13 protein-coding genes and 1 pseudogene are annotated in these 21,582 nt (G+C 34.5%); 11 read left to right on the top strand and 3 right to left on the bottom strand.

All coding sequences use genetic code 11. From position 1 onward, the window contains the following. Positions 1-310: 310 nt before the first annotated feature. Entirely contained in the window at positions 311-463 is a 153-nt protein-coding gene (locus MHH98_RS17795; protein ID WP_164491924.1) for a hypothetical protein, read from the bottom strand. A 190-nt stretch (positions 464-653) separates the two neighbouring features. On the opposite strand from MHH98_RS17795, the gene MHH98_RS17790 reads away from it, so the two are divergent. After that, on the top strand, positions 654-2,045 hold the full coding sequence (locus tag MHH98_RS17790; protein ID WP_340709271.1) for an aldehyde dehydrogenase: 1,392 nt from the start codon (positions 654-656) through the stop codon (positions 2,043-2,045). A gap of 185 nt (positions 2,046-2,230) precedes the next feature. Here MHH98_RS17790 and MHH98_RS17785 read toward each other — a convergent pair whose 3' ends face one another. Then, positions 2,231-3,808, bottom strand: a complete 1,578-nt coding sequence (locus MHH98_RS17785) for a two-component system sensor histidine kinase NtrB (protein WP_076065458.1) — start codon at positions 3,806-3,808, stop codon at positions 2,231-2,233. A gap of 102 nt (positions 3,809-3,910) precedes the next feature. On the opposite strand from MHH98_RS17785, the gene MHH98_RS17780 reads away from it, so the two are divergent. From MHH98_RS17780 to MHH98_RS17745, 8 genes and pseudogenes are all read left to right on the top strand, one after another. Then, positions 3,911-4,978: a M42 family metallopeptidase gene (locus MHH98_RS17780; RefSeq protein ID WP_038183467.1), complete on the top strand. Its 1,068-nt coding sequence runs from the start codon at positions 3,911-3,913 to the stop codon at positions 4,976-4,978. Further along, positions 4,978-6,456, top strand: coding sequence for a UDP-N-acetylmuramoyl-L-alanyl-D-glutamate--2,6-diaminopimelate ligase (locus MHH98_RS17775; protein ID WP_038183469.1), 1,479 nt, complete (start codon positions 4,978-4,980; stop codon positions 6,454-6,456). Before MHH98_RS17780 ends, MHH98_RS17775 begins: the two co-directional genes overlap by 1 nt. A gap of 246 nt (positions 6,457-6,702) precedes the next feature. After that, a pseudogene (locus MHH98_RS22160) lies at positions 6,703-7,644 on the top strand (glucosaminidase domain-containing protein); the annotation flags it as partial. Positions 7,645-8,826: 1,182 nt separating this feature from the next. Next, a complete protein-coding gene (locus tag MHH98_RS17765; RefSeq protein WP_038183472.1) occupies positions 8,827-10,401 on the top strand; it encodes a peptide chain release factor 3 in 1,575 nt (524 codons plus the stop codon). Positions 10,402-10,672: 271 nt separating this feature from the next. Then, positions 10,673-13,741: an efflux RND transporter permease subunit gene (locus MHH98_RS17760; protein WP_340713319.1), complete on the top strand. Its 3,069-nt coding sequence runs from the start codon at positions 10,673-10,675 to the stop codon at positions 13,739-13,741. 19 nt (positions 13,742-13,760) lie between these two features. Then, on the top strand, positions 13,761-14,846 hold the full coding sequence (locus MHH98_RS17755; protein ID WP_076034054.1) for an SDR family oxidoreductase: 1,086 nt from the start codon (positions 13,761-13,763) through the stop codon (positions 14,844-14,846). Positions 14,847-15,123: 277 nt separating this feature from the next. Beyond that, a complete protein-coding gene (locus tag MHH98_RS17750) occupies positions 15,124-15,888 on the top strand; it encodes a TerC family protein (protein ID WP_038183494.1) in 765 nt (254 codons plus the stop codon). A 179-nt stretch (positions 15,889-16,067) separates the two neighbouring features. Then, complete coding sequence (locus MHH98_RS17745) at positions 16,068-17,417, top strand: TrkH family potassium uptake protein (RefSeq protein ID WP_340713317.1); 1,350 nt, start codon at positions 16,068-16,070, stop codon at positions 17,415-17,417. A gap of 137 nt (positions 17,418-17,554) precedes the next feature. Here MHH98_RS17745 and MHH98_RS17740 read toward each other — a convergent pair whose 3' ends face one another. Then, entirely contained in the window at positions 17,555-19,303 is a 1,749-nt protein-coding gene (locus MHH98_RS17740) for a B12-binding domain-containing radical SAM protein (RefSeq protein WP_038183498.1), read from the bottom strand. 278 nt (positions 19,304-19,581) lie between these two features. On the opposite strand from MHH98_RS17740, the gene MHH98_RS17735 reads away from it, so the two are divergent. Next, positions 19,582-21,027 (top strand): PAS domain-containing sensor histidine kinase, encoded by a 1,446-nt coding sequence (locus tag MHH98_RS17735; protein ID WP_051448678.1) that lies wholly within the window; start codon positions 19,582-19,584, stop codon positions 21,025-21,027. Between the two features lie 98 nt (positions 21,028-21,125). Next, entirely contained in the window at positions 21,126-21,572 is a 447-nt protein-coding gene (locus MHH98_RS17730; protein WP_038183501.1) for a MarR family winged helix-turn-helix transcriptional regulator, read from the top strand. Positions 21,573-21,582: the final 10 nt, after the last annotated feature.

Raw genomic sequence — 21,582 nt, 5'->3', positions numbered from 1 at the left:
TCATGGTAATTGTAGGTGGTGGATAGTTGAATATGAGATGAAATTAGTGAAGTAGTGGCAAATAATTTTCTACTATGTGAAGGACATGGCGAGGTAGTAAACGGATATTAATTGAATCTAATGAAAAGAATTAAAATTTGACAAATAGATGTCTATACCAATTACAGTTTGGGTAGGCTATTATTATACATACGTTGTTGTAGTAGCTAGATTGTTATTAAGACCTTTATTTAAATAGTTGTTTAAGAAATATATCTATAAAGTAGGAGCTGTCCTTTTAATTCAGACAGCTCACTTTGCTACACTTCATTCAAGATGGCTGATCATTTTCTTCCGAGGCTGTATCATTATACTGGAAAAATAAAAAAGATTCGTCCTCTAATTCCTCTTGTTTTTGCGGATGTATGCCATGTGCTAATGGCCCTGTGAAAATTGATTCCCACCATGTTTCTGTTTTCAACATGTAACATTCCCCCTTTTAGAAGTCTTCAACATTTGACAGCAACCTTCTTGAAAATGGTACAATTTGAGTCAGATAAGGCTCTTTTTCTTATGAAATTATGTAACACTTTTATTATGGATAAATCACAATGTATTTATGCAAGCTTATGAACAAAATTAGATAAATATTTCGATAAATTGGAGGTTTATTAATGGCTAATTTTAATACCCAAGATGTAGAAACGATGATTTCAGCACAACGGAAATTTTTCTTTTCAGGTGCTACAAAAAGCTTGGCATTCCGTAAAGAACAATTAAAAAAGTTAAAAGTTGCAATTGTCAGTCATGAAAAAGAAATTTTACAAGCACTGCACAAAGATTTAAGAAAAAGTGAATTCGAAGCTTACTCCACTGAAGTAGGGATTGTACTAGATAGTATAAGCTATATGCAAAAGTATTTAGAAGAATGGTTACAGCCAGTATCTGTGCCAACGCCACTGCATTTCCAACCAGGGAAAAGTTTTATCGTTCGAGAACCATATGGGACTGTACTTATTATTGGACCATTTAATTATCCATTCCAGTTAGTAATGGAACCTTTAATCGGGGCAATTATTGGTGGTAATACAGCAATTGTAAAACCTTCTGAAGCATCTGTACATACTGCTGAAATTATAAAAAAAATAATACAAGAAACGTTCCAAGAAAATTATGTGCGTATTGTGGAAGGAGAAAAGGAAGAAACAACTGCTTTGATACATGCTTCGTTTGATTATATTTTCTTTACTGGAAGTGTAGCTGTTGGGAAAATCATTGCGAAAGCAGCAGCAGAACGCTTAACGCCACATACGCTTGAACTAGGTGGGAAAAGTCCTGCAATTGTTGATCAAACAGCGAATTTAGAAGTGGCTGTGAAGCGTATTGCATGGGGGAAATTTACAAATGCTGGTCAAACATGTGTCGCACCGGACTATGTATTAGTGCATGAGTCAGTAAAAGTACCTTTTATTCGTATACTGAAAAAGACTCTTCAAAAATTTTACGGCAAAGATGCGCAAGACAGTCCAGATTATGGCCGTATTATTAATGAGCGTCAATTTGATCGCTTGCAGAGTATAATAGAGCGTGAGCAGAGCCAAGTATTATTTGGTGGTAACTATGATCGTGATGATTTATATATTGAGCCGACTGTTCTACAAAATATTACGTGGAATAGCTCTTCTATGGAAGATGAATTATTTGGGCCGATTTTACCGATTATCGTTTACGATGATTTGCGAGTAGCTATTCATCAAATTAGACAATATCCAAAACCATTAGCGGCATACTTTTTCTCGGAAACAGAGAAAGCGATTCAATATTTCCTCGATGAATTACCGTTTGGTGGTGGTTGTGTGAATGATACAGTAACTCATGTAGCAAGTGTTTATTTACCATTTGGTGGAGTAGGCAATTCAGGCGTTAATGCTTATCATGGTAAGGCAAGCTTTGAATGCTTTACACATCCAAAATCTATTTTGAAAAAGTCAACGAAGCTGGCAAATAATTTATTATTCCCACCGTATAAACAGAAGGTGAAATTAGTAAAAACCATTTTAAGATAAGAGTGGCAAAGAGCGTCTATTAGTCGATTTTACTGACTGATAGGTGTTCTTATCTTTTCTGTAAAGATTGAGATTATTAAAACTCAGCGTGACTGTATTCTGTTTGTTCTATTAGTGGAATTAATTGATAAAAGAAAAAGCATTTCTAAAGGCTTATAACCAATAGAAATGCTGTTTTATGTAAATTAAACGTCAACGCAAGGTAGCTTAATCGTAATACTAGTACCTTTACCGTATTCACTATCAATTGTAATTTGACCTTCGTGTTCTTGAATAATTTTCTCTGTAATCATCATTCCAAGACCAGTACCCTCTGCTTTTGTCGTATAAAAGGGTTTGAAAATATGTTCAACAACTTCTTTTTCCATGCCACCCCCATCGTCAGTAAAACAGATACTACAAAATTGTTTGGCTGTTTTTTCAATAGTAACGCTAATGTTACCTTCTTTTTCAATCGCTTCTACTGCATTTTTTATAATATTAATAAAAACTTGTTTAATTTGGTTGGCGTCACCTTTGATCATCATATTATTGGTGTTCCAATTCTGAATGAGTTCAATGTTTTTTAATTGTAATTCAGGCAAATATAAAGTCAGAATATCTGAGATGATTTTATCGATTTGGAATACTTTTGGTTGCATAGCATGAGGTTTTGAAAGAACTAAAAACTCACTTATAATTAAGTTAATGCGATCAATTTCTTCATCAATTAAATTTATATAAAATGCATATGGTGAATTTTTATCGTTTTTCATCATTTGGACAAAACCAGAAATAACAGTTAGTGGATTTCGTACTTCGTGTGCGACACCTGCAGCTATTTCTCCTATCGCCTTTAACTTTTCCGATTGAATGATTAGTTTTTCAGCTTCTTTTTTATATGAAATATCACGCGTAATAACTGATGTAGCTATAATTTTGCCATTATAATCATAAATAGGAGATAACGTCATTTGTGCATCGAAATAAGTGCCGTCTTTTCTCATATCTTTTGATTCAAGCATATCGAAGCTCCCACCACTCAATAAGTGATTGCATCGTTCTTTTGCTAAGTTTATATACTCTGGAGCTACTAAAGGAACAGCTTTTCCAATACATTCTCTCTTTTTCCATCCATAGAGTTTCTCGAATGCGGGATTAACCGTAATGATTTTATTCTCTAAATCAAAAACAGCTATACTGTCTTTTGCATTTTCAAAAAATAAATTTAAATAAGCTTCCTTTGATAAGAATGCCTTCTCTAAGGAGTCTGAATGATTCTCCATATTTTTCCAAGAATTATTGATATAAACTGTTTGCATAAAACCGATAATAGCGACAGTAAATAAGATTATAGTAAAAAGAGCAATATCTGTATCAGTTATAGAATTACGGAAAATTGTGTAGCGATATTCTATTAGAAAAACAAGCTGAATGATAGTAACGATAAACATCGATAAATTAATCCAAAGTGATTGATATATAGCTAGTAGAAAAAGTAGTAGAATAAGAAATACTAAGAAATAAATATAATTAGTTTGCATTATTAATAATATGATGGAACCATTCAATCCGATAATTAATAATATCTTCATTACATATTCATTTATCTGCAGTGCCGAACAAATAAGTAAAATGGCACAATAAATGCTTGCCGTAAGGGGGAAAGGTACATCATAATTTATCAAATGGATGCTACTAATAATGGCATGAATAATGATCCCAGTTGTAAATAAAAACAGTACAAATTGATTTCTTTTACGTAAAATAGTAGAGTGCTTCATAAAGACACCTCGAATTTGGTTATAATACCATCATACATGATTTAACGTTGTCGTAAAATGTCATATTTTGATATGATGAAAAGAATAAGGGAGGCTTTCAATTTGACAAGCGATTTTAAAGAACGAGAAACGGTTGAATTACTGAAGGAATTAGTGAATATTGCTAGTCCATCTGGCTTTACAGAGGACATTATGAAATATATGTCTAGCCTACTAGAAAAGCTGGGTATATCTTATAAAAAAACAAATAAAGGTGCAATAATTGCAACTATATTAGGTAAAGATGATTCTAGACATCGCCTCTTAACAGCTCACACAGATACTTTAGGTGCTATGGTAAAAGAAGTGAAAGAAAATGGACGTTTGAAATTGTCTATGGTAGGAGGATTCAACTGGAATGCTGTAGAAGGTGAATATTGTACAATTCATACAGCTAAAGGTGATAAAATAAGAGGTACGATTCTAATGCATGAAACGACAGTACATGTTTATCGTGAAGCAGGGAAACTACCTCGTAATGAAGAGCACATCGAAGTTCGCCTCGATGAAAAAGTATTTAGTTCTAGCGAGATTCGCACTAAAGGCATTGAAGTAGGGGATTTCGTATCTTTTGATCCACGTTTTGAATTTACTGAGAGTGGGTTTATAAAATCACGTCATTTAGATGACAAAGCGAGCACAACTTTATTATTAAAATTACTAGAAAAAATAACTACAGAAAAAATTGAATTACCATATACAACGCATTTCTATATTTCTAATAATGAAGAAATAGGTTATGGAGGAAACTCTAACATTCCTCTTCAAACGGTTGAATATATTGCTGTAGATATGGGAGCTATCGGTGATGGACAAGCATCTGATGAATATACTGTTTCTATCTGTGCAAAAGATTCAAGTGGTCCATATCATTACGCATTAACTAGACAGCTTGTAGCACTTGCTAAAGACAATCACATAGATTATAAATTAGATATTTATCCATACTACGGTTCAGATGCTTCAGCTGCGATTAGAGCAGGTGCTGATGTGCGACATGCATTATTTGGACCTGGAATTGAAGCGTCTCATGCTTATGAACGTACACATATCGATTCACTTAGACATACAACAAATTTATTATTAGCATACATCAAATCTCCAATGATTGATGAACAGGAGGCAGAATAATGCAAGCCACCGAATTACTACAATGTTTACCAATAAAAAAAGTAATAGGTCAACTACCAGAGAATATTAAAGATATTGCGATTGATTCTCGTGGTGTACAACCGAAAAGTGTGTTCGTCTGCATTAAAGGTTACACAGTAGATGGTCATGACTATGCACAAAAAGCTGTTGAAAATGGTGCTATTATTATTGTGGCAGACCACAAGTTAGAGCTTGAAGGTGATGTAGCACAAGTAATCGTAAATAATACTAGTCGTGCACTGGGTTTACTTGCAGCGAAGTTCTTCGATTACCCATCTAAAGACATGACAATGTTTGGGGTAACGGGAACAAATGGCAAAACGAGTGTTACATCTATAATTCGAGATATTCTTCATGGGTTAGGTATTAAAACAGCTTTATCTGGTACAATCGGATTTAATCTGAATGGTGTCATGTATGAATCTGCAAACACTACAAGTGACGCCCTTAGTACACAGCAAATGATTTTCCGTGCAGCAGCTGAAGGTTGTCGAGGCATGATTATGGAAGTTTCTTCACACGGACTAGTAGAGGGACGTTTAGCAGGTGTCGATTTTGATGTCGCTATTTTCACAAATCTAACGCATGATCACCTAGATTTCCACGGTACGATGGAGAACTACGGAAATGCGAAAGGTATGCTTTTCTCCCAACTTGGACAAGACCTTGAAAAAGATAAGGATGCTGTCTTAAATGCTGATGATCCATGGTCAGAAAGATATCAAGAATTAACACCATATCCAATATGGACTTACGGTATAAAAAATGACGCCATTTTTAAAGCTGCTAACTGTCAATATCATAATCACATGACTTATTTTGATATGGAAACCCCAGAAGGAACTTTCCCTATTAAAATGCATTTACTTGGAGAATTCAATATTTATAATGTGCTAGCAGCTACTGCCGCTTTATATGCTAGAGGTTATGTCCTTGAAGATATAATTGAACAAGTTGAAGCAATCGAATCTGTAAAAGGTCGTATGCAAGGAATCCCAACAGGTGATTTACCTATCTCAATTTTCGTCGATTACGCACATACTCCAGATGCTATTGAAAAAGCAATTAGTGCAGCAATGCCTTATAAAAAAAATAAAATGATTTTTGTCATTGGTACAGGTGGTAATCGTGATAAATCTAAACGACCTGATATGGCGAAAATGGCTTCACTTTCGGATTATGTGATTTTAACGACAGATGATCCACGATATGAAGAATATGACAGTATTTTAGCGGACCTTGAAAAAGGTATGGCACACAATCACTACGCTTGTATCGGTGATCGTGCAGAAGCGGTGAGAAAAGCTGTAGAAGTGGCTGAAGCAGGGGATATAATTATTTTCGCTGGTAAAGGTCACGAAGATTATCAGATTATTGAGAATACAAAATATCCCCATAGTGACGCAGAGATTGCGCTTGAAGCAGCGCGTGAAAAATTCCAGTCATCAACTAAATAATGCTTACTATAATATAAAAACACTACAAATGTATTTATTTATTACATTTGTAGTGTTTTTTTAATCTTCTCGTAACAAAAAGTAGGTATAATGATATGTTGTTAACTAGTTTTTTATAATGATTAATATAGTAGGTGTTGGATATAAAAGGTTTATGTTTTTATTTTATTTTGGGTATAAATGATTATTGATGGGATGGGGGAGAGAAAGGTGTATAAAAGATAATATCTTATAGCACCGTTGATTATGGATACAAAAATTAAAACAAAAAGTTTATTAGTAGTCGGAATGACTGCAGTGATTGGAACATCAGCCTTGCCTGGAGTTGCAAAGGCAGATTTAAATGCTGATAAAGGACTAATAGTGCAAACAAATACCAAAGTCGAAAAAATTACAAAAAATGATCAGCCATTAGCTCCTGTTATTGAAGAACCTGAAGCGCCTGTAATTGAAAGTTCAGAAGATATAGGCATAACTGAACAAGATGTGGATACATCAAATACCTTAGATAAAACAATTGACAAAGTACATGCTGAACCAAATAATACAAAACAAAATGCTGTTACAAATGAAGTAGAAGGAATCTTACCACCACAAACTGTTGTAAAAACAGATGTACCATATAGTAGTGGTAATATATCAACATTTATACAAACGATTGCACCGATAGCTCGGACTTTAGCAAAGACAAATGACTTATATGCTTCAGTTATGCTTGCACAAGCTGTTCTTGAGAGCTCATATGGGACAAGTGCTTTAGGTGCAGCGCCAAATTATAATTTATTTGGCATGAAAGGTAATTATCAGGGAGCTTTTGTAGAGATGCTAACGTTAGAAGATGATGGAAAAGGAAATTACTATCAAATTTCGGCTAACTTTAAAAAATATCCATCTCACACCCAGTCGTTGCAAGATTATGTTAATTTAATTAGAAACGGCGTATCCTGGGATGCTTTTCGTTACATGAAAGTATGGAAAAGTAATACGAATTCTTATCAAGATGCGACTCGTGCTTTAACAGGTACATATGCTACTGACACGCTTTATGCTAGTAAACTAAATAACTTAATTTCAACATATAATTTAACAGCTTATGATACTACGACATCTGTAGAAGATTCTTCAAAAGATGAACCAATAGATAACAATGATTCTAATAGCTCACTAGGAAACGAGGTCTTTTATACAGTACAAAAAGGCAACACGCTATCTGCTATAGCAAAAAAATATAGTACAACAGTAGCAAACCTAAAAAAGTGGAATAATTTAAAATCCGATATGATTTATGTAGGACAAAAATTAAAAATTGGCAAAGGTGAAACATTAGAAAATGCAGGTTTAGGAGAGAATACAAACTCAAATAATCAATCTACAACAACAAATAAATATTACACAGTACAAAAAGGTAATACCTTATCTGCCATCGCGATCAAATACAATACAACAGTAGCGAAATTGAAAAGTTGGAATAATTTAAAATCCGATACAATTTATATAGGACAAAAGTTAATAGTAAACAAAAGTGGAAAAGTTGAAAATGTAATTCAAGGGGGAAATACAAACTCAAGTAATCAACTAGCTACAACAAAATATTATACAATACAAAAAGGCAATACTTTATCTGCCATCGCGATCAAATGCAATACAACAGTAGCAAAGTTGAAAAGTTGGAATAATTTAAAATCCGACACGATTTATATAGGACAGAAAATAATCGTTAGCAAAAAGGCGAATGCTACTAATGACAAATCAACTAATAGTGACAATACGTCAACAAATAACAAAGCGCCCTCCACCAACATGTATTATACAGTGCAAAAGGGTAATACTTTATCTGCCATTAGCAAAGTATACAATGTATCTATCTCGGATATAAAAAATTGGAATAATTTAAAATCTGACACAATATTAATCGGGCAAAAACTAATTATTAAACAAAAAGTAACAAAGGAAAAAGAAAATACACAGTCTACTAATAAAGTCTCTAAATATATAGTTCAATATGGTGATTCATTATCTGTAATTGGAAAAGTATACGGTGTATCAGTAGCAAGTTTAAAAAACTGGAACTATTTAAAATCGGATTTGATTTATGTAGGACAATCACTAATCGTCAAAAAATAACACAATCTAGATAAGAGCATGCTAACTATGTATGCTCTTTTTTGTTATAATAGTAGGGTTAAGAATGTATAACAGGATAAGCGCATGGAGAATGGACTACAATAATAGAAAAAAATAAATTGTACGTCACGCTCACCGAATAGAGTTTGTCAATGAAAAACTTATATTGACAACTGTATTCGGTTCAGTATGGCTTAACATTTTTAGTTTTAAGATGAAACATAATGGATAGAAGGAGACTGGAAAATGAGTTCTAATCTTGAACAAGATATATTATCTCGTCGTACGTTTGCCATCATCTCTCACCCGGATGCTGGTAAAACAACGATAACAGAAAAGCTTTTGTACTTCGGTGGTGCAATTCGCGATGCAGGTACAGTTAAAGCGAAAAAAACAGGTAAATTTGCAACTTCTGACTGGATGGAAATTGAAAAGCAACGTGGAATTTCAGTAACATCTTCAGTTATGCAATTTGATTATGATGGTCGCCGTGTCAACATATTGGATACACCAGGGCACTCGGATTTCTCGGAAGATACGTACCGTACGTTAATGGCAGTAGATAGCGCTGTAATGGTTGTGGATGCAGCAAAAGGTATTGAGGCACAAACGTTAAAACTATTCAAAGTTTGTCGTATGCGCGGTATTCCTATCTTCACATTTATCAATAAATTAGATCGCCAAGGTAAAGAACCACTTGAATTGATGGAAGAACTTGAAGAAGTTCTTGGTATTGAGTCTTATGCTATGAACTGGCCAATTGGTATGGGTAAAGAGTTTTTAGGAATTTATGATCGCTACAACAAACGAATTGAGCAATTCCGCACAGAAGAAGATGAGCGATTCTTACCAATTGATGAAGATGGTGAGTTAGCTGTTGAACATGAAATGAAGAAAACATCTTACTACACACAGGCAATGGAAGACATAATGCTTCTAAATGAAGCTGGTAATGACTTCTCAGCAGAACGTGTAACAAGAGGAGAGTTAACACCTGTATTCTTTGGTTCAGCTTTAACAAACTTCGGTGTACAAACATTCTTAGAAACATATTTGAATTTTGCTCCAACACCACAACCTCGTCTAACAGAAGATGAGCAAATCATCGATCCTTTAGACAAAGATTTCTCAGGTTTTGTATTTAAAATTCAAGCAAATATGAACCCTGCTCACCGTGACCGTATCGCCTTTGTACGTATTGTATCGGGAGAATTTGAACGTGGGATGAACATGACTTTATCACGTACAAATAAATCATTTAAAGTAACACAATCGACTCAGTTCTTAGCTGATGATCGTGAAACAGTTGATAAAGCTGTGGCTGGAGATATTATTGGTCTTTATGATACAGGTAACTATCAAATTGGTGATACCGTTGTTGGCGGTAAAAAAACATTCCAATTCGAAAGACTACCACAATTTACACCTGAATTGTTTATGAAAGTAACGGCGAAAAATGTTATGAAATCAAAACACTTCCATAAGGGTATCTTGCAACTAGTACAAGAAGGTGCTATCCAATACTACAAAACTTTGCATACAGAAGAAGTAATACTTGGAGCAGTTGGTCAACTCCAATTTGAAGTATTCGAACACCGTATGAAAGCAGAATATAACGTAGATGTTCGAATGGAACCAATGGGCTCGAAAATAGCACGCTGGATTCAAAATGAAGCTGACGTTAAAGAATCTATGACAGGACCTCGTAGCATGCTCGTACACGATCGTTATGAAAATCTTGTCTTCCTATTCGAAAATGAATTCGCAATGCGCTGGTTCCAAGATAAAAACGAAAATATTGATCTTTATAGCTTATTATAATTTTTACATGCAGTCGTCCTACTTAGATAGGACGGCTTTTTTTATGTTTTGTTTGAGAAATAGTAAAGATGAAATAGATTTTTCTTCATAGTCTATTTCGCTATAAATTTTAAAAGTTTCACAATTAGATTTAACTCACACTAAACATGTCAATAGTATGTATGATACAAGGCTAATGAAAGTTTAGAAAAATCATTATTTTCAGAAAAGAATTGTAGTTAAAGTAATAATTCAATATGATTAAAAGAATGAGTAAAAAGGAGGGAGCGTAATGAAGATTAGTGATTTTTCCATCAAGAGGCCAGTTTTTACGATAGTTACGATGTTGCTCGTGATTATTCTAGGCGCAGTGTCTTTTTTCAAAATCCCAGTTACTCTAATTCCTGAGTTAAATCCGCCAATTGGTGTTGTCGTTACAAATTATTCAGGAGCTAGTCCAGCTGAAGTAAATGAAAAGGTAACAAAACCTTTAGAAAGTACATTATCAACCCTGCCTGGAATTAAATCGATCCAATCGACTTCTCAAGAGGGTGCAAGTTTTATGATGCTTGAATTCAATTGGTCGACAGATATTAATAAAATACAAACGGATGTGTTACAGCGTATAGATCAAACGCCTATCCCGTCTGAAGCTAATCGTCCGCAATTTTTAAAGTTTGATCCAGCTCAATTTCCAGTTATTCAACTGACATTGCAAGCAACTGGTGACAATCAAGATATCCGCATTTTAGCAGAAAAACTAGAGAAAGAAATACTACGAACTGAAGGCGTTGCAAGTGTGAATATTTCAGGGACTCTTATTGAAGAAATGCGTATAACATTAGATAAGGACAGGCTTGCAAACAATGGTTTAACCCAGGCAGATATTGTACAAATAATTCAAGGTAACAATGTTTCACTACCTGGAGATCCGATTGAAACGGGTCAAGGACAGCAACTGACAGTGAGGGTATTAAGTACTTTAAGTTCAGTAAACGATATAAAAACACTTATTGTAAAAACGGACCCTTTAAATGGTGATGAAATAAAATTACAAGACATTGCAAGTGTAAAAGTGGCTGAGCAACCAACTGCAACGATTACTAGGGCAAATGAGCATCCAGCTGTCTTAATGTCTGTCTTACAAGAATCGGGAGCTAATACAGCGGAAGTTTCACAGAATTTCCAAACTTCATTAAATACTTTATTAACCCAAAAGCAGTATGAAGGAGTTAAGGCTGATATTTTATTTGATCAGGGGGATTATGTAAAGTTAGCAATTGATAATATTGGTTCATCGCTCATTTATGGTGGGATTTTTGCTATGTTAGTTCTATTTGTCTTTTTAAGAGGCATTCGTAGCCCTATTATCATAGCTGTTGCAATTCCGTATTCTGTCATTGTGACATTCGTTCTTATGTATTTCGCCAACTTTTCGTTAAATATATTAACACTTGGAGCACTTGCTTTAGGGATAGGCATGCTTGTTGATAACGCGATTGTCGTAATTGAGAATATTGAGCGCCATCTAGGGATGGGGAAATCATCAAAGCAAGCAGCTTCTGAAGGAACGAAAGAAGTAGCTATAGCAATTATTGCATCTACCCTAACGACAGTAGCCGTGTTTGTACCAGTTATTTTTATAACAGGATTAATTGGTCAGATTTTCACTGAATTTGCTTTGACTATTTCTTTCAGTTTATTTGCGTCTTTAGTCGTTGCACTCACAGTTGTGCCGATGATCGCTGGCCATATGTTGAAGATAAAGCCAGGAGATACGGAAGAAAAGCGCAGCAATTCCAAACGATATACTGCATTTAAAAATTCTGTTGAGTGGGCGATAAGACATAGATTCTTAGTGCTTGCTGTAACTCTATTTTTACTTGTACTTTCGATTTTTGGATTAACCCGTACTGGCATGGAGTTTTTGCCATCGACTGATGAAGGGTTCTTTTCAATTTCTGTGAAACTTCAAAATGGCTCCGCGCTTTCGAAAACTGAAGAAGTAGTTCAATTAATAGAGGAGCGATTGAAAAAAGAAAAAGACGTTGCAGTTTACGTTAGCCTCATCGGAGGGAATCAACAAACACAATCGAGGGGGAATTCTAAATCGAATGAAGCGGAACTTTCTGTTAAATTAGTAACACTTGATAAACGGAAGCGCTCTGTATTTGAATTTGTAGATGATCTACAAAAAGATGTGCAACAGGAAGTAGGAAATAGGGCAGATGTTAGTTTTAATATGCAATCGGCAGCTGGCTCTGCTCCTAATACATTAACATTTAGAGTATCTGACACAAATCATAAGCGCCTTAATCAGGCAGTGGTGGATATTCAGAAGAAAATAGAGGGAATATCAGATATTACCGAAGTTGAAAATGATCTTAATAATACAGTTGAAGAAATACAAGTAAATGTGAAACAACAGAAGGCCGCACAATTAGGTTTTGTGCCCGCCCAAATTGCACAAACCGTACAACAAATGACAAAAGGCGTCACAGCAACTCAGATTTTGACAAAAGAAGATAATGTACAATCGGTTGTTGTGAACTACGGTGATGCATATAAAAAAAGTATAGAGCAATTAAAAAAGTTGCAATTGCGAAGTGCTACAGGCGACTTTGTTGAATTACAGGATGTAGCAGAAGTGAAAGTAAAAAAAGGGCCAGTATCCATCAGACGTACGGACCAACTGCCATCCGTTGCATTTATTTTAAAGTATAAGTCAACACAAACATTAACTGGAGCAGGAGAAAAAATTGATAAAGTAATTGAAGAGCTCAATCTTCCAGGTAGTACATCGATTAAATTTAGTGGAGATCGTGAATTGTTTGATGAATCAATTAACGATATGCTGTTAGCAATTGTATTAGCAGTGATACTTGTCTACATCGTAATGGCGGCTCAGTTTGAATCGTTTAAGTATCCTTTTGTCATTATGTTCACCGTACCATTAATGATTATTGGTGTGGCACTTGCATTAGTGTTAACGAATACACCGATCGGGGTAACTGCCATTATTGGTATTCTTATTTTAGTAGGAATTGTAGTGAATAATGGTATTGTACTTGTGGATTATATTAATCAGCGAAAAGCTGCTGGAGTACCATCTTATGAAGCCATTATTACTTCTACTAGAGATCGTTTAAGACCAATATTAATGACTGCTTCAACGACTGTTCTAGGATTAATACCTTTAGCCATCGGTTTAGGTGAAGGAACTGAAATGAATCAACCAATGGGGATTGCCGTAATCGGTGGATTAGTAAGTTCTACATTTTTAACTCTTTATATTGTCCCGATTGTTTACAGTTTATTTGATCGTGAAACACGTTTTTTGCATAAAAAGAGAAAAGCATAGTAATTAAGGGGTGGATGGGATGGCTACAGTTTTTTTTACAGGATTCCCTGGTTTTATTGCTAGTCAAATTGTTCGTACAGCCTTTAAACAAGAATTGTACGATAAAGTGTATGCGGTGGTATTAATAACGGAGAAGCACCGTGCTGAAGCTGAAGCGGAGTGCATATTAAAAGAGTATCCGGATAAACAAATAACTATTATAATAGGTGACATTACATTACCAAATTTAGATATTAACAATGATCAACTGGAAGAATTAACGAATAAGGTGGATGTCGTTTGGCATTTAGCTGCTATTTATGATTTAGCGGTACCAAAAGAAGTTGCTTGGAAAGTAAATGTTCAAGGCACTTCAATGGTAAATGAATTTGTTAGTCGAATTAAAAATATACAACGTTATATGTATTTTAGTACGGCATATGTTGCGGGGACCCGTGAAGGAATTTTAAGAGAAACAGAATTAATTCGCCCAACTAGCTTTAAAAATTACTATGAAGAAACGAAATTCGAAGCAGAAACTTTAGTAGAAGAATTAAAGGCAACTGTACCAGTAACAATTATTCGACCTGGTATCGTGAGAGGACATTCACAAACTGGAGAAACAGTTAAATTTGACGGTCCATATTTCTTTCTGAATATGATTGATCGATTAAAGTGTTTCCCGATTATTCCATATATTGGTCAATCGAATGCCAGATTAAATGTGGTTCCTATAGATTATATAACGAATGGTGTTGTTTATTTGAGTACTCTTTACGAAGCTATCGGACAGACGGTGCATATGACTGATCCAAACCCGCATCCTGTCCAAGAAATATATCGTGCTATGGTACTTACTATGACTGGTCAGAAGCCAAAAGGTCGTATTCCATTAAGTCTCGCTAGAAAATCAATGAGTATACTAGCCGTGCGTAAGGCGCTGGGGGTTGAGTATGAGACTCTAGACTATTTAACGTGGAATGCATCATTTGATACGAGGATAGCTGAGCAACTTTTAGCGGGTACTGCTGTTCAATGTAAGGATTTCATTCAATCGATGCCTGTGATGGTAGAGTTCTATAATGAACATAAAAATAACAAAGTCTTTCAGATTCAAATTAAGTAAAGCTAATAACTATCTCAATGTAAAAAAGTAGTTTTTGCCGAAAAAAAGTTTACTTCTTTAATTCAATCAGTTATAATAGAGTCACAAACAAACTTAATTACTTTTGACATTTTGTCAAAGGGGAGTAGCTATAGGGAAACCTACCTCATAGTCGTCATTACATGGTTTAACCGCCATCGGTTATGAGAGCAAATGAATTTTTAAAATTGCTAAGCGAGACCTTTGCCTTTTATTAGGCATGGGTCTTTTATTTTTGTTTGAAAAAGGAGGAAATTGGATGGATGCTATATTATTGGAATATGCATGGGTACTATTAGTCCTAATAGTATTAGAAGGTTTATTAGCGGCAGATAATGCGGTTGTTATGGCTGTTATGGTCAAACACTTACCACCTGTTCAACAGAAAAAAGCGTTATTTTACGGCTTACTTGGTGCGTTTGTATTACGATTTGCTGCGCTATTTATGATTACATTCCTAGTGAACTTTTGGCAAATTCAGGCGTTGGGAGCAGCGTATTTACTATTTATCTGTTTCAAACATTTATATGATCATTGGAAGAAAAAGAGTCAGGATGAAGAGGTCGAAGAAAAACCAGGTTCTGGCTTCTGGATGACAGTATTTAAAGTAGAGTTAGCAGATTTAGCTTTTGCTATTGATTCAATGCTTGCCGCAGTAGCTTTAGCTGTAACACTACCTGAACTAGGTGAATTACACGTTGGTGGTATTAATGGTGGTCAGTTCGCTGTAATGTTCTTAGGTGGTATTATTGGCTTAGTTATTATGCGTTTTGCAGCACAATGGTTTGTTAAGATACTCCAATCTTATCCATCTTTAGAAACAGCGGCGTTTTTAATCGTTGGATGGGTCGGAGTGAAATTATTAGTATTAACATTAGCACATCCAAAAGTAGCGATTTTAGATGAGCATTTCCCTCATTCAACTCCTTGGAAAATGACATTCTGGATTGTACTTCTTGTACTAGCATTAGGTGGCTACCTTGTAGGTGTCCGCAATAAGAAAAAGGCAGATGCAACAGAATAATTTAGCCGTAACCCTATTCGCCAATATTATGGTAATAGGGTTTTTTCTTTGGATAAAAAGGGCAGAATAGAGAAGATAGAAAAGTTATAGAGAGAATATTTTTAGGTACTTTCCTTTTCTCTTACTTTTTCATACAATAGGGAGTATCTTGTTTTCAAGATTGAAAGGATTCGATTTATATGGGGTTTACTAAAGATATCAATCGGCGTGCAACACCATTCCAAGCGATTGTTTCATATTATTTTATAGCCATTGCTATTTCTTTTGTACTTTTAAGGTTACCGGGTGTACATAAACCAGGTGTAGAAGTTTCGTTACTTGATTCGTTATTTACTGCAGTTAGTGCAGTTAGTGTAACCGGTTTGACAGTAACGAATATATCTGAAACGTATTCAGTTTTTGGTATTGTTATGTTACTGCTTATTTTACAATTAGGTGCAATTGGGATTATGTCTTTAGGTACCTTTATTTGGTTACTTGTCGGGAAGAAGATTGGGATGCGTGAACGTCAACTAATAATGGTCGATCATAACCAAACGAAAATATCAGGTGTCGTGTATTTAATAAAAGAAATCGTGAAAATATTAATAACGATTGAACTGATAGGTGCTATCATATTAACGCTTTATTTCGTGCAATATTTCGACAATTTCAAAGAAGCATTATTACATGGTGTTTTCGGGGCTATTTCTGCAACGACAAATGGTGGTTTTGATTTAACTGGTATGTCATTAGTACCTTTCCACGGTGATTATTTTGTACAAGTAATTAATATGTTATTAATTACTTTAGGGGCAATTGGTTTCCCTGTATTGATTGAACTTAAAGCGTTTTTAGAAAATAAAAATAGAAATTTCCGTTTCTCATTATTTACTAAAATAACGACAGTTACTTATGCAATCTTATTTATATTCGGTACTTTCGTAATACTTGTTATTGAGTCGTTTCATGCGTTTAAAGGGATGAGCTGGCATGAAGCATTTTTCTCAGCGATGTTCCATTCTATTTCAGCCCGTTCAGGTGGATTAACGACAATAGACGTCACGAAATTCAGTGAAGCGACAGATGTTTTTTTAAGCTTCTTAATGTTCATTGGAGCTTCACCAAGTTCAGTTGGTGGTGGGATACGGACAACTACATTTGCGATAGCAATTTTATTTTTAATTAATTTTGCAAGAGGTAAGGAAGATATCCAGATTTTTAATCGTGAAATCCATATTGTTGATGTGTACCGCTCATATGTTGTTATCATTTTAGCTGTAGCAATGGTACTTGTTGCAACGATGATCTTATTAATCACGGAGCCAGAAGCTACCTTAACTCAAATTGTATTCGAAATTACGTCCGCATTCGGAACTTGTGGCATGTCACTTGGATTGACAGAACATTTATCATCAATTGGAAAAGTAATCATGATGTTACTCATGTTCATTGGTCGAGTTGGCCTTATATCCTTCTTATATTCTCTTGGAGGAAAGGCGAAGAAAACTAAATACCATTATCCAAAAGAACGAGTAATTATTGGATAATTAGCTGAAAGTCGTCTACGCTCTAACATTAAGTTAAAACGCAGACGATTTTTCTGATTGATAAAGTTAACATTTTTATCGAAAGACAAACAAAGCAGAGCAAAGCCAATTTAAATGGTATTTGCTCTGCTTTGTTATTAAGAAATGAAAGTATCTGAAATAGTTGTGAAGTAAGGTTTATTATCTTTTCTGAAATAGGTTAATAAATATCCACTTTGTGCTGCAAGCTGCCCTTTTTCTAATGCTTCATAATCAAGCGAGAAAGGAACGAGTAAAGTATGTTTATATAATTCCTTTTCATTTAATTGGAATGAAGCAAATTCTTCGCCAGCGATTGTAGGGTTTTCACGCAACTGTTGGAGAAGCTTTTTGGATTCTTCACTTGAAACGCGTTTATCCCACCAAATTTTACGAGGTTGGAACTGTTGGACTGTTAAGTAATCAAGTTGCATTAAGTTTGTTACTAATTCTAAATTTACGCCACCACGGTCATGTAAAAATTGAAGTAAACGGTTAAATAAATCCTCAAGCTGATGACCTATTCTAGACCATGCACGTTCTTCCCAATATGTACCGAATTCTTGGAAGAAGTCAAATGGCGATTCAAATACTTCTGTTACTAGATATTCTACGGTACGATCCATGCGATGATCATTCCAATATTTTTCTAATACATCTTCTGCTTGTTTAATACGCAAAATATCATCAAATGTTAATAAGTTGTTAGCGAAAATTTCATAAGGTGCCATATCGACATATTCATAACCATATTCCTTCGCTTGCAATCGTAAACCTGTACCTCGTAGTAGTTTTAAGAAACCTAGTTGTAACTCTTCGGGACGCATTGCAAATACATCATTAAAAGTTTGACGGAAACTAGCATAATCTTCTTCAGGTAACCCAGCTATTAAGTCCAAATGCTGATCAATCTTTCCACCATCTTTAACCATAGTAACTGTACGAGATAGTTTTTCGAAATTTTGTCTTCGTTTAACAAGTTCATTCGTTAAGTCATTTGTTGATTGGACACCTATCTCAAAGCGGAATAACCCCTTAGGTGCGTTATCATTCAAAAATTGAATGACTTCAGGTCGCATAATGTCAGCTGTAATTTCAAATTGAAAAACTACACCTGGTTTATGCTCATCGATTAAAAATTGGAACATTTCCATTGCATAGCTACGGCTAATATTGAATGTTCGGTCGACGAATTTAACCGTTTTAGCACCATGTTCCATTAAATAACGAATATCTTCTTTTATCTTTTCACGGTTAAAGTATCGGACTCCAACTTCAATGGATGATAGGCAGAATTGACAGCTAAATGGACATCCACGGCTTGTTTCAATATATGAAATTCGTTTTGGGATATCAGGAATGTCCTCTTCTAAGCGATAAGGACTTGGCATTTCGCGTAAATCGACTTTTTTAGGCTGAGGGTGAATGATAACTTTACTATCTTTTAAATAACAAATTCCTGGGACTTCTTCAAGCGGTAGCTCTCCATTTAAGTGGAAAAGGAGCTGTTTAAAAGAATATTCGCCCTCACCCATAATGATATAATCCACGTCATTAAGTCGACGTAGCCAATCATGCACATCATAAGATACTTCAGGACCACCAAGAATGATTTTTGTATTAGGACTTACTTTTTTTAACATTCTAATGACGCGAATAGTTTCTTCGATATTCCATATGTAGCAACTAAAACCCACGATATCAGGTTTTTTTTGATAAATATCAGAAACAATATTAAAAGAAGGGTCTTTAATAGTGTATTCAGAGATAATTGGGTCGAATTCGGGTGTAGCAAATGATTTTAAATAGCGCAATGCAATATTTGTATGGATATATTTTGCATTTAATGTTGCTAGTACTATGTTCATATTAGTGAACTCCTTTGGAAAACGGCTTATTGTAGGCTGTTATTAATGAGAAAGTAACATATGTGTAACTGTTATTGATTGTAACAATATTGTGAAATTTCCGCAATATAAGTATAAATACCTATTCCTATATATTATTTTTTGTGGAATAATCTGAATATTATATAAAAACGTTTGTGTCTCTATTGTGACCTTTTTATTTTCGATTATATCTGCATACTATTCTAATAGGATGCATAGGGTTATAGAAGTAAACGAAAGGTACGGTGAAACAGCGTATGACGAGTAGTACTAATCCAACGTTTGACTATTTATTTAAGGAAATAAAAGACCCGCTTACAATTTTAGATACTAATTGCAAATTGATTAGAATTAATAATCCTGCAAAGGAAATGTTAGCAATTGACCTGAGCGTAGATTTAGAAACTATTGTAGAAGAGTCTTTTAAAGCAGATTGGCAACATTTTATTCATGATTTAATCAATGAAAAGCATGCAGCATGCGTACTTAATTTAAATATAAATCAAAATATAATTGAAGGAGTTAAAATTACAGGCTTCCATTATATTAAATTTAATGTCATGATGGTGCGATTTGAGCGATCTACTGTAGAATTGCCGACTTTTAGTCTATTAAATGATAGTGAGAAGAAATTTAATCATGTGTTTAATTATTCTACAAATGGCATTATATTAACTGATAAAAATGGTACTATTGTTGAAGTTAACAATCAGGCTGAAGAATTATTACAAGTGTCAAGGAAGGCACTTCTAGGCAATAAAACAACTGCTTTAATGGAGATATTCCATGGGAAAACAAATGAAATTCAACATTTCTTTAAGAAGTTATTGACGACAGGTAAAGCAGAACATACTTTTAATATTCAGTTTGCAAATGAATATACTAGGTATCTTAATATTGTAAGCACCTACGATACTACATCAGAACTTCACATGACCATTATTCGTGATGATACAGAAATGATGCATTTAAAACAACAAGTAGAACATCAAGATTCCCTAAACATTCTAGGGGAGCTTGCTGCAAGTATCGCACATGAAATACGGAATCCGATGACATCTTTAAAAGGTTTTACTGAATTATTGAAAATAAGCGCGACTGAAGAAAATCGACGCTATTTATCAGTTATTGATAGTGAACTTGAGAGAATGGAAGCGATTCTCAATGAGTTTTTAGTATTGTCTAAACCGAAAGAATGGACAAAGAGTATGCTATCTTTAAGTGGAATTGTAACTAAAGTTCTTGAGTTAATGTTACCAAATGCTTTAATGAAAAACGTTAATATTGTATATAATAAACCAGATTTTGAGCCGGGATATATATATGCGGATGATTTTAAAATCAAACAAGTACTTATAAATCTTATTAAAAATGCTATAGAAGTAATGCCAGATGGTGGCGATATAACGATTACTCAAACTTTTGACTTTATGGGACAAATGAAGCTGACGATTAAAGACTGTGGTTCAGGTATGAGCGACTTGGAAATGCAAAAGATTTTCATGCCATTTTATTCTACGAAAAGAAGTGGGACAGGTCTAGGCCTGCCATTTGTGTTGAAAACAATTGAAGAGCACGGTGGTAATATTGAAGTGTTTAGTGAATTACGAAAAGGGACAAGCTTTGAAATTACATTACCTTTAGGAGTAGACCCTTCAATTCCTCAGTATGAACCAAAAGTAGAAAGCCTATACACAAGCTAAAGGTGTATGGGTTTTTCATTAGTCTATTTTGACAAAGCTTCAACATTATCGATATAATAGCTTTAAATCAAGATAATGGATATGAAGGATGAATTGAAATGACATCAGAGGAAATAAAACAATCGTTAAAACTATTTATTGTTTTATCGAGAGCAAATAAAGCAATAAATGAATGCACAAATCAATTTTTTCAAGATAATGGACTTAACCCAACAGAATTTGCGGTTTTGGAGCTACTTTTCCACAAGGGACGACAACCATTACAGAAAATAGGAAATAAAATTCTTTTAGCAAGTGGTTCAATTACGTATGTAATTGATAAATTGGAAAAAAGAGGTTTCTTAAATCGTATATCTTGTCCATCAGATCGTCGTATCACCTATGCTGAAATTACGCCTGAAGGAGAAGCTTTTATGGATGAATTGTTCCCAAGACATGAGGAACAATTATACGAGCTTACAAATGCCCTTTCGCCTGAAGAAAAAGATCAAGCAATTGCATTATTAAAAAAAATGGGTCTATCTATAAAAGATTTATCTTATTAAAAGAAATTAG

This window comes from Viridibacillus sp. FSL H8-0110 (genome assembly GCF_038003565.1).
GTDB lineage: Bacteria > Bacillota > Bacilli > Bacillales_A > Planococcaceae > Viridibacillus > Viridibacillus arenosi.
This window is presented reverse-complemented; position numbering and strand designations above follow the sequence as displayed.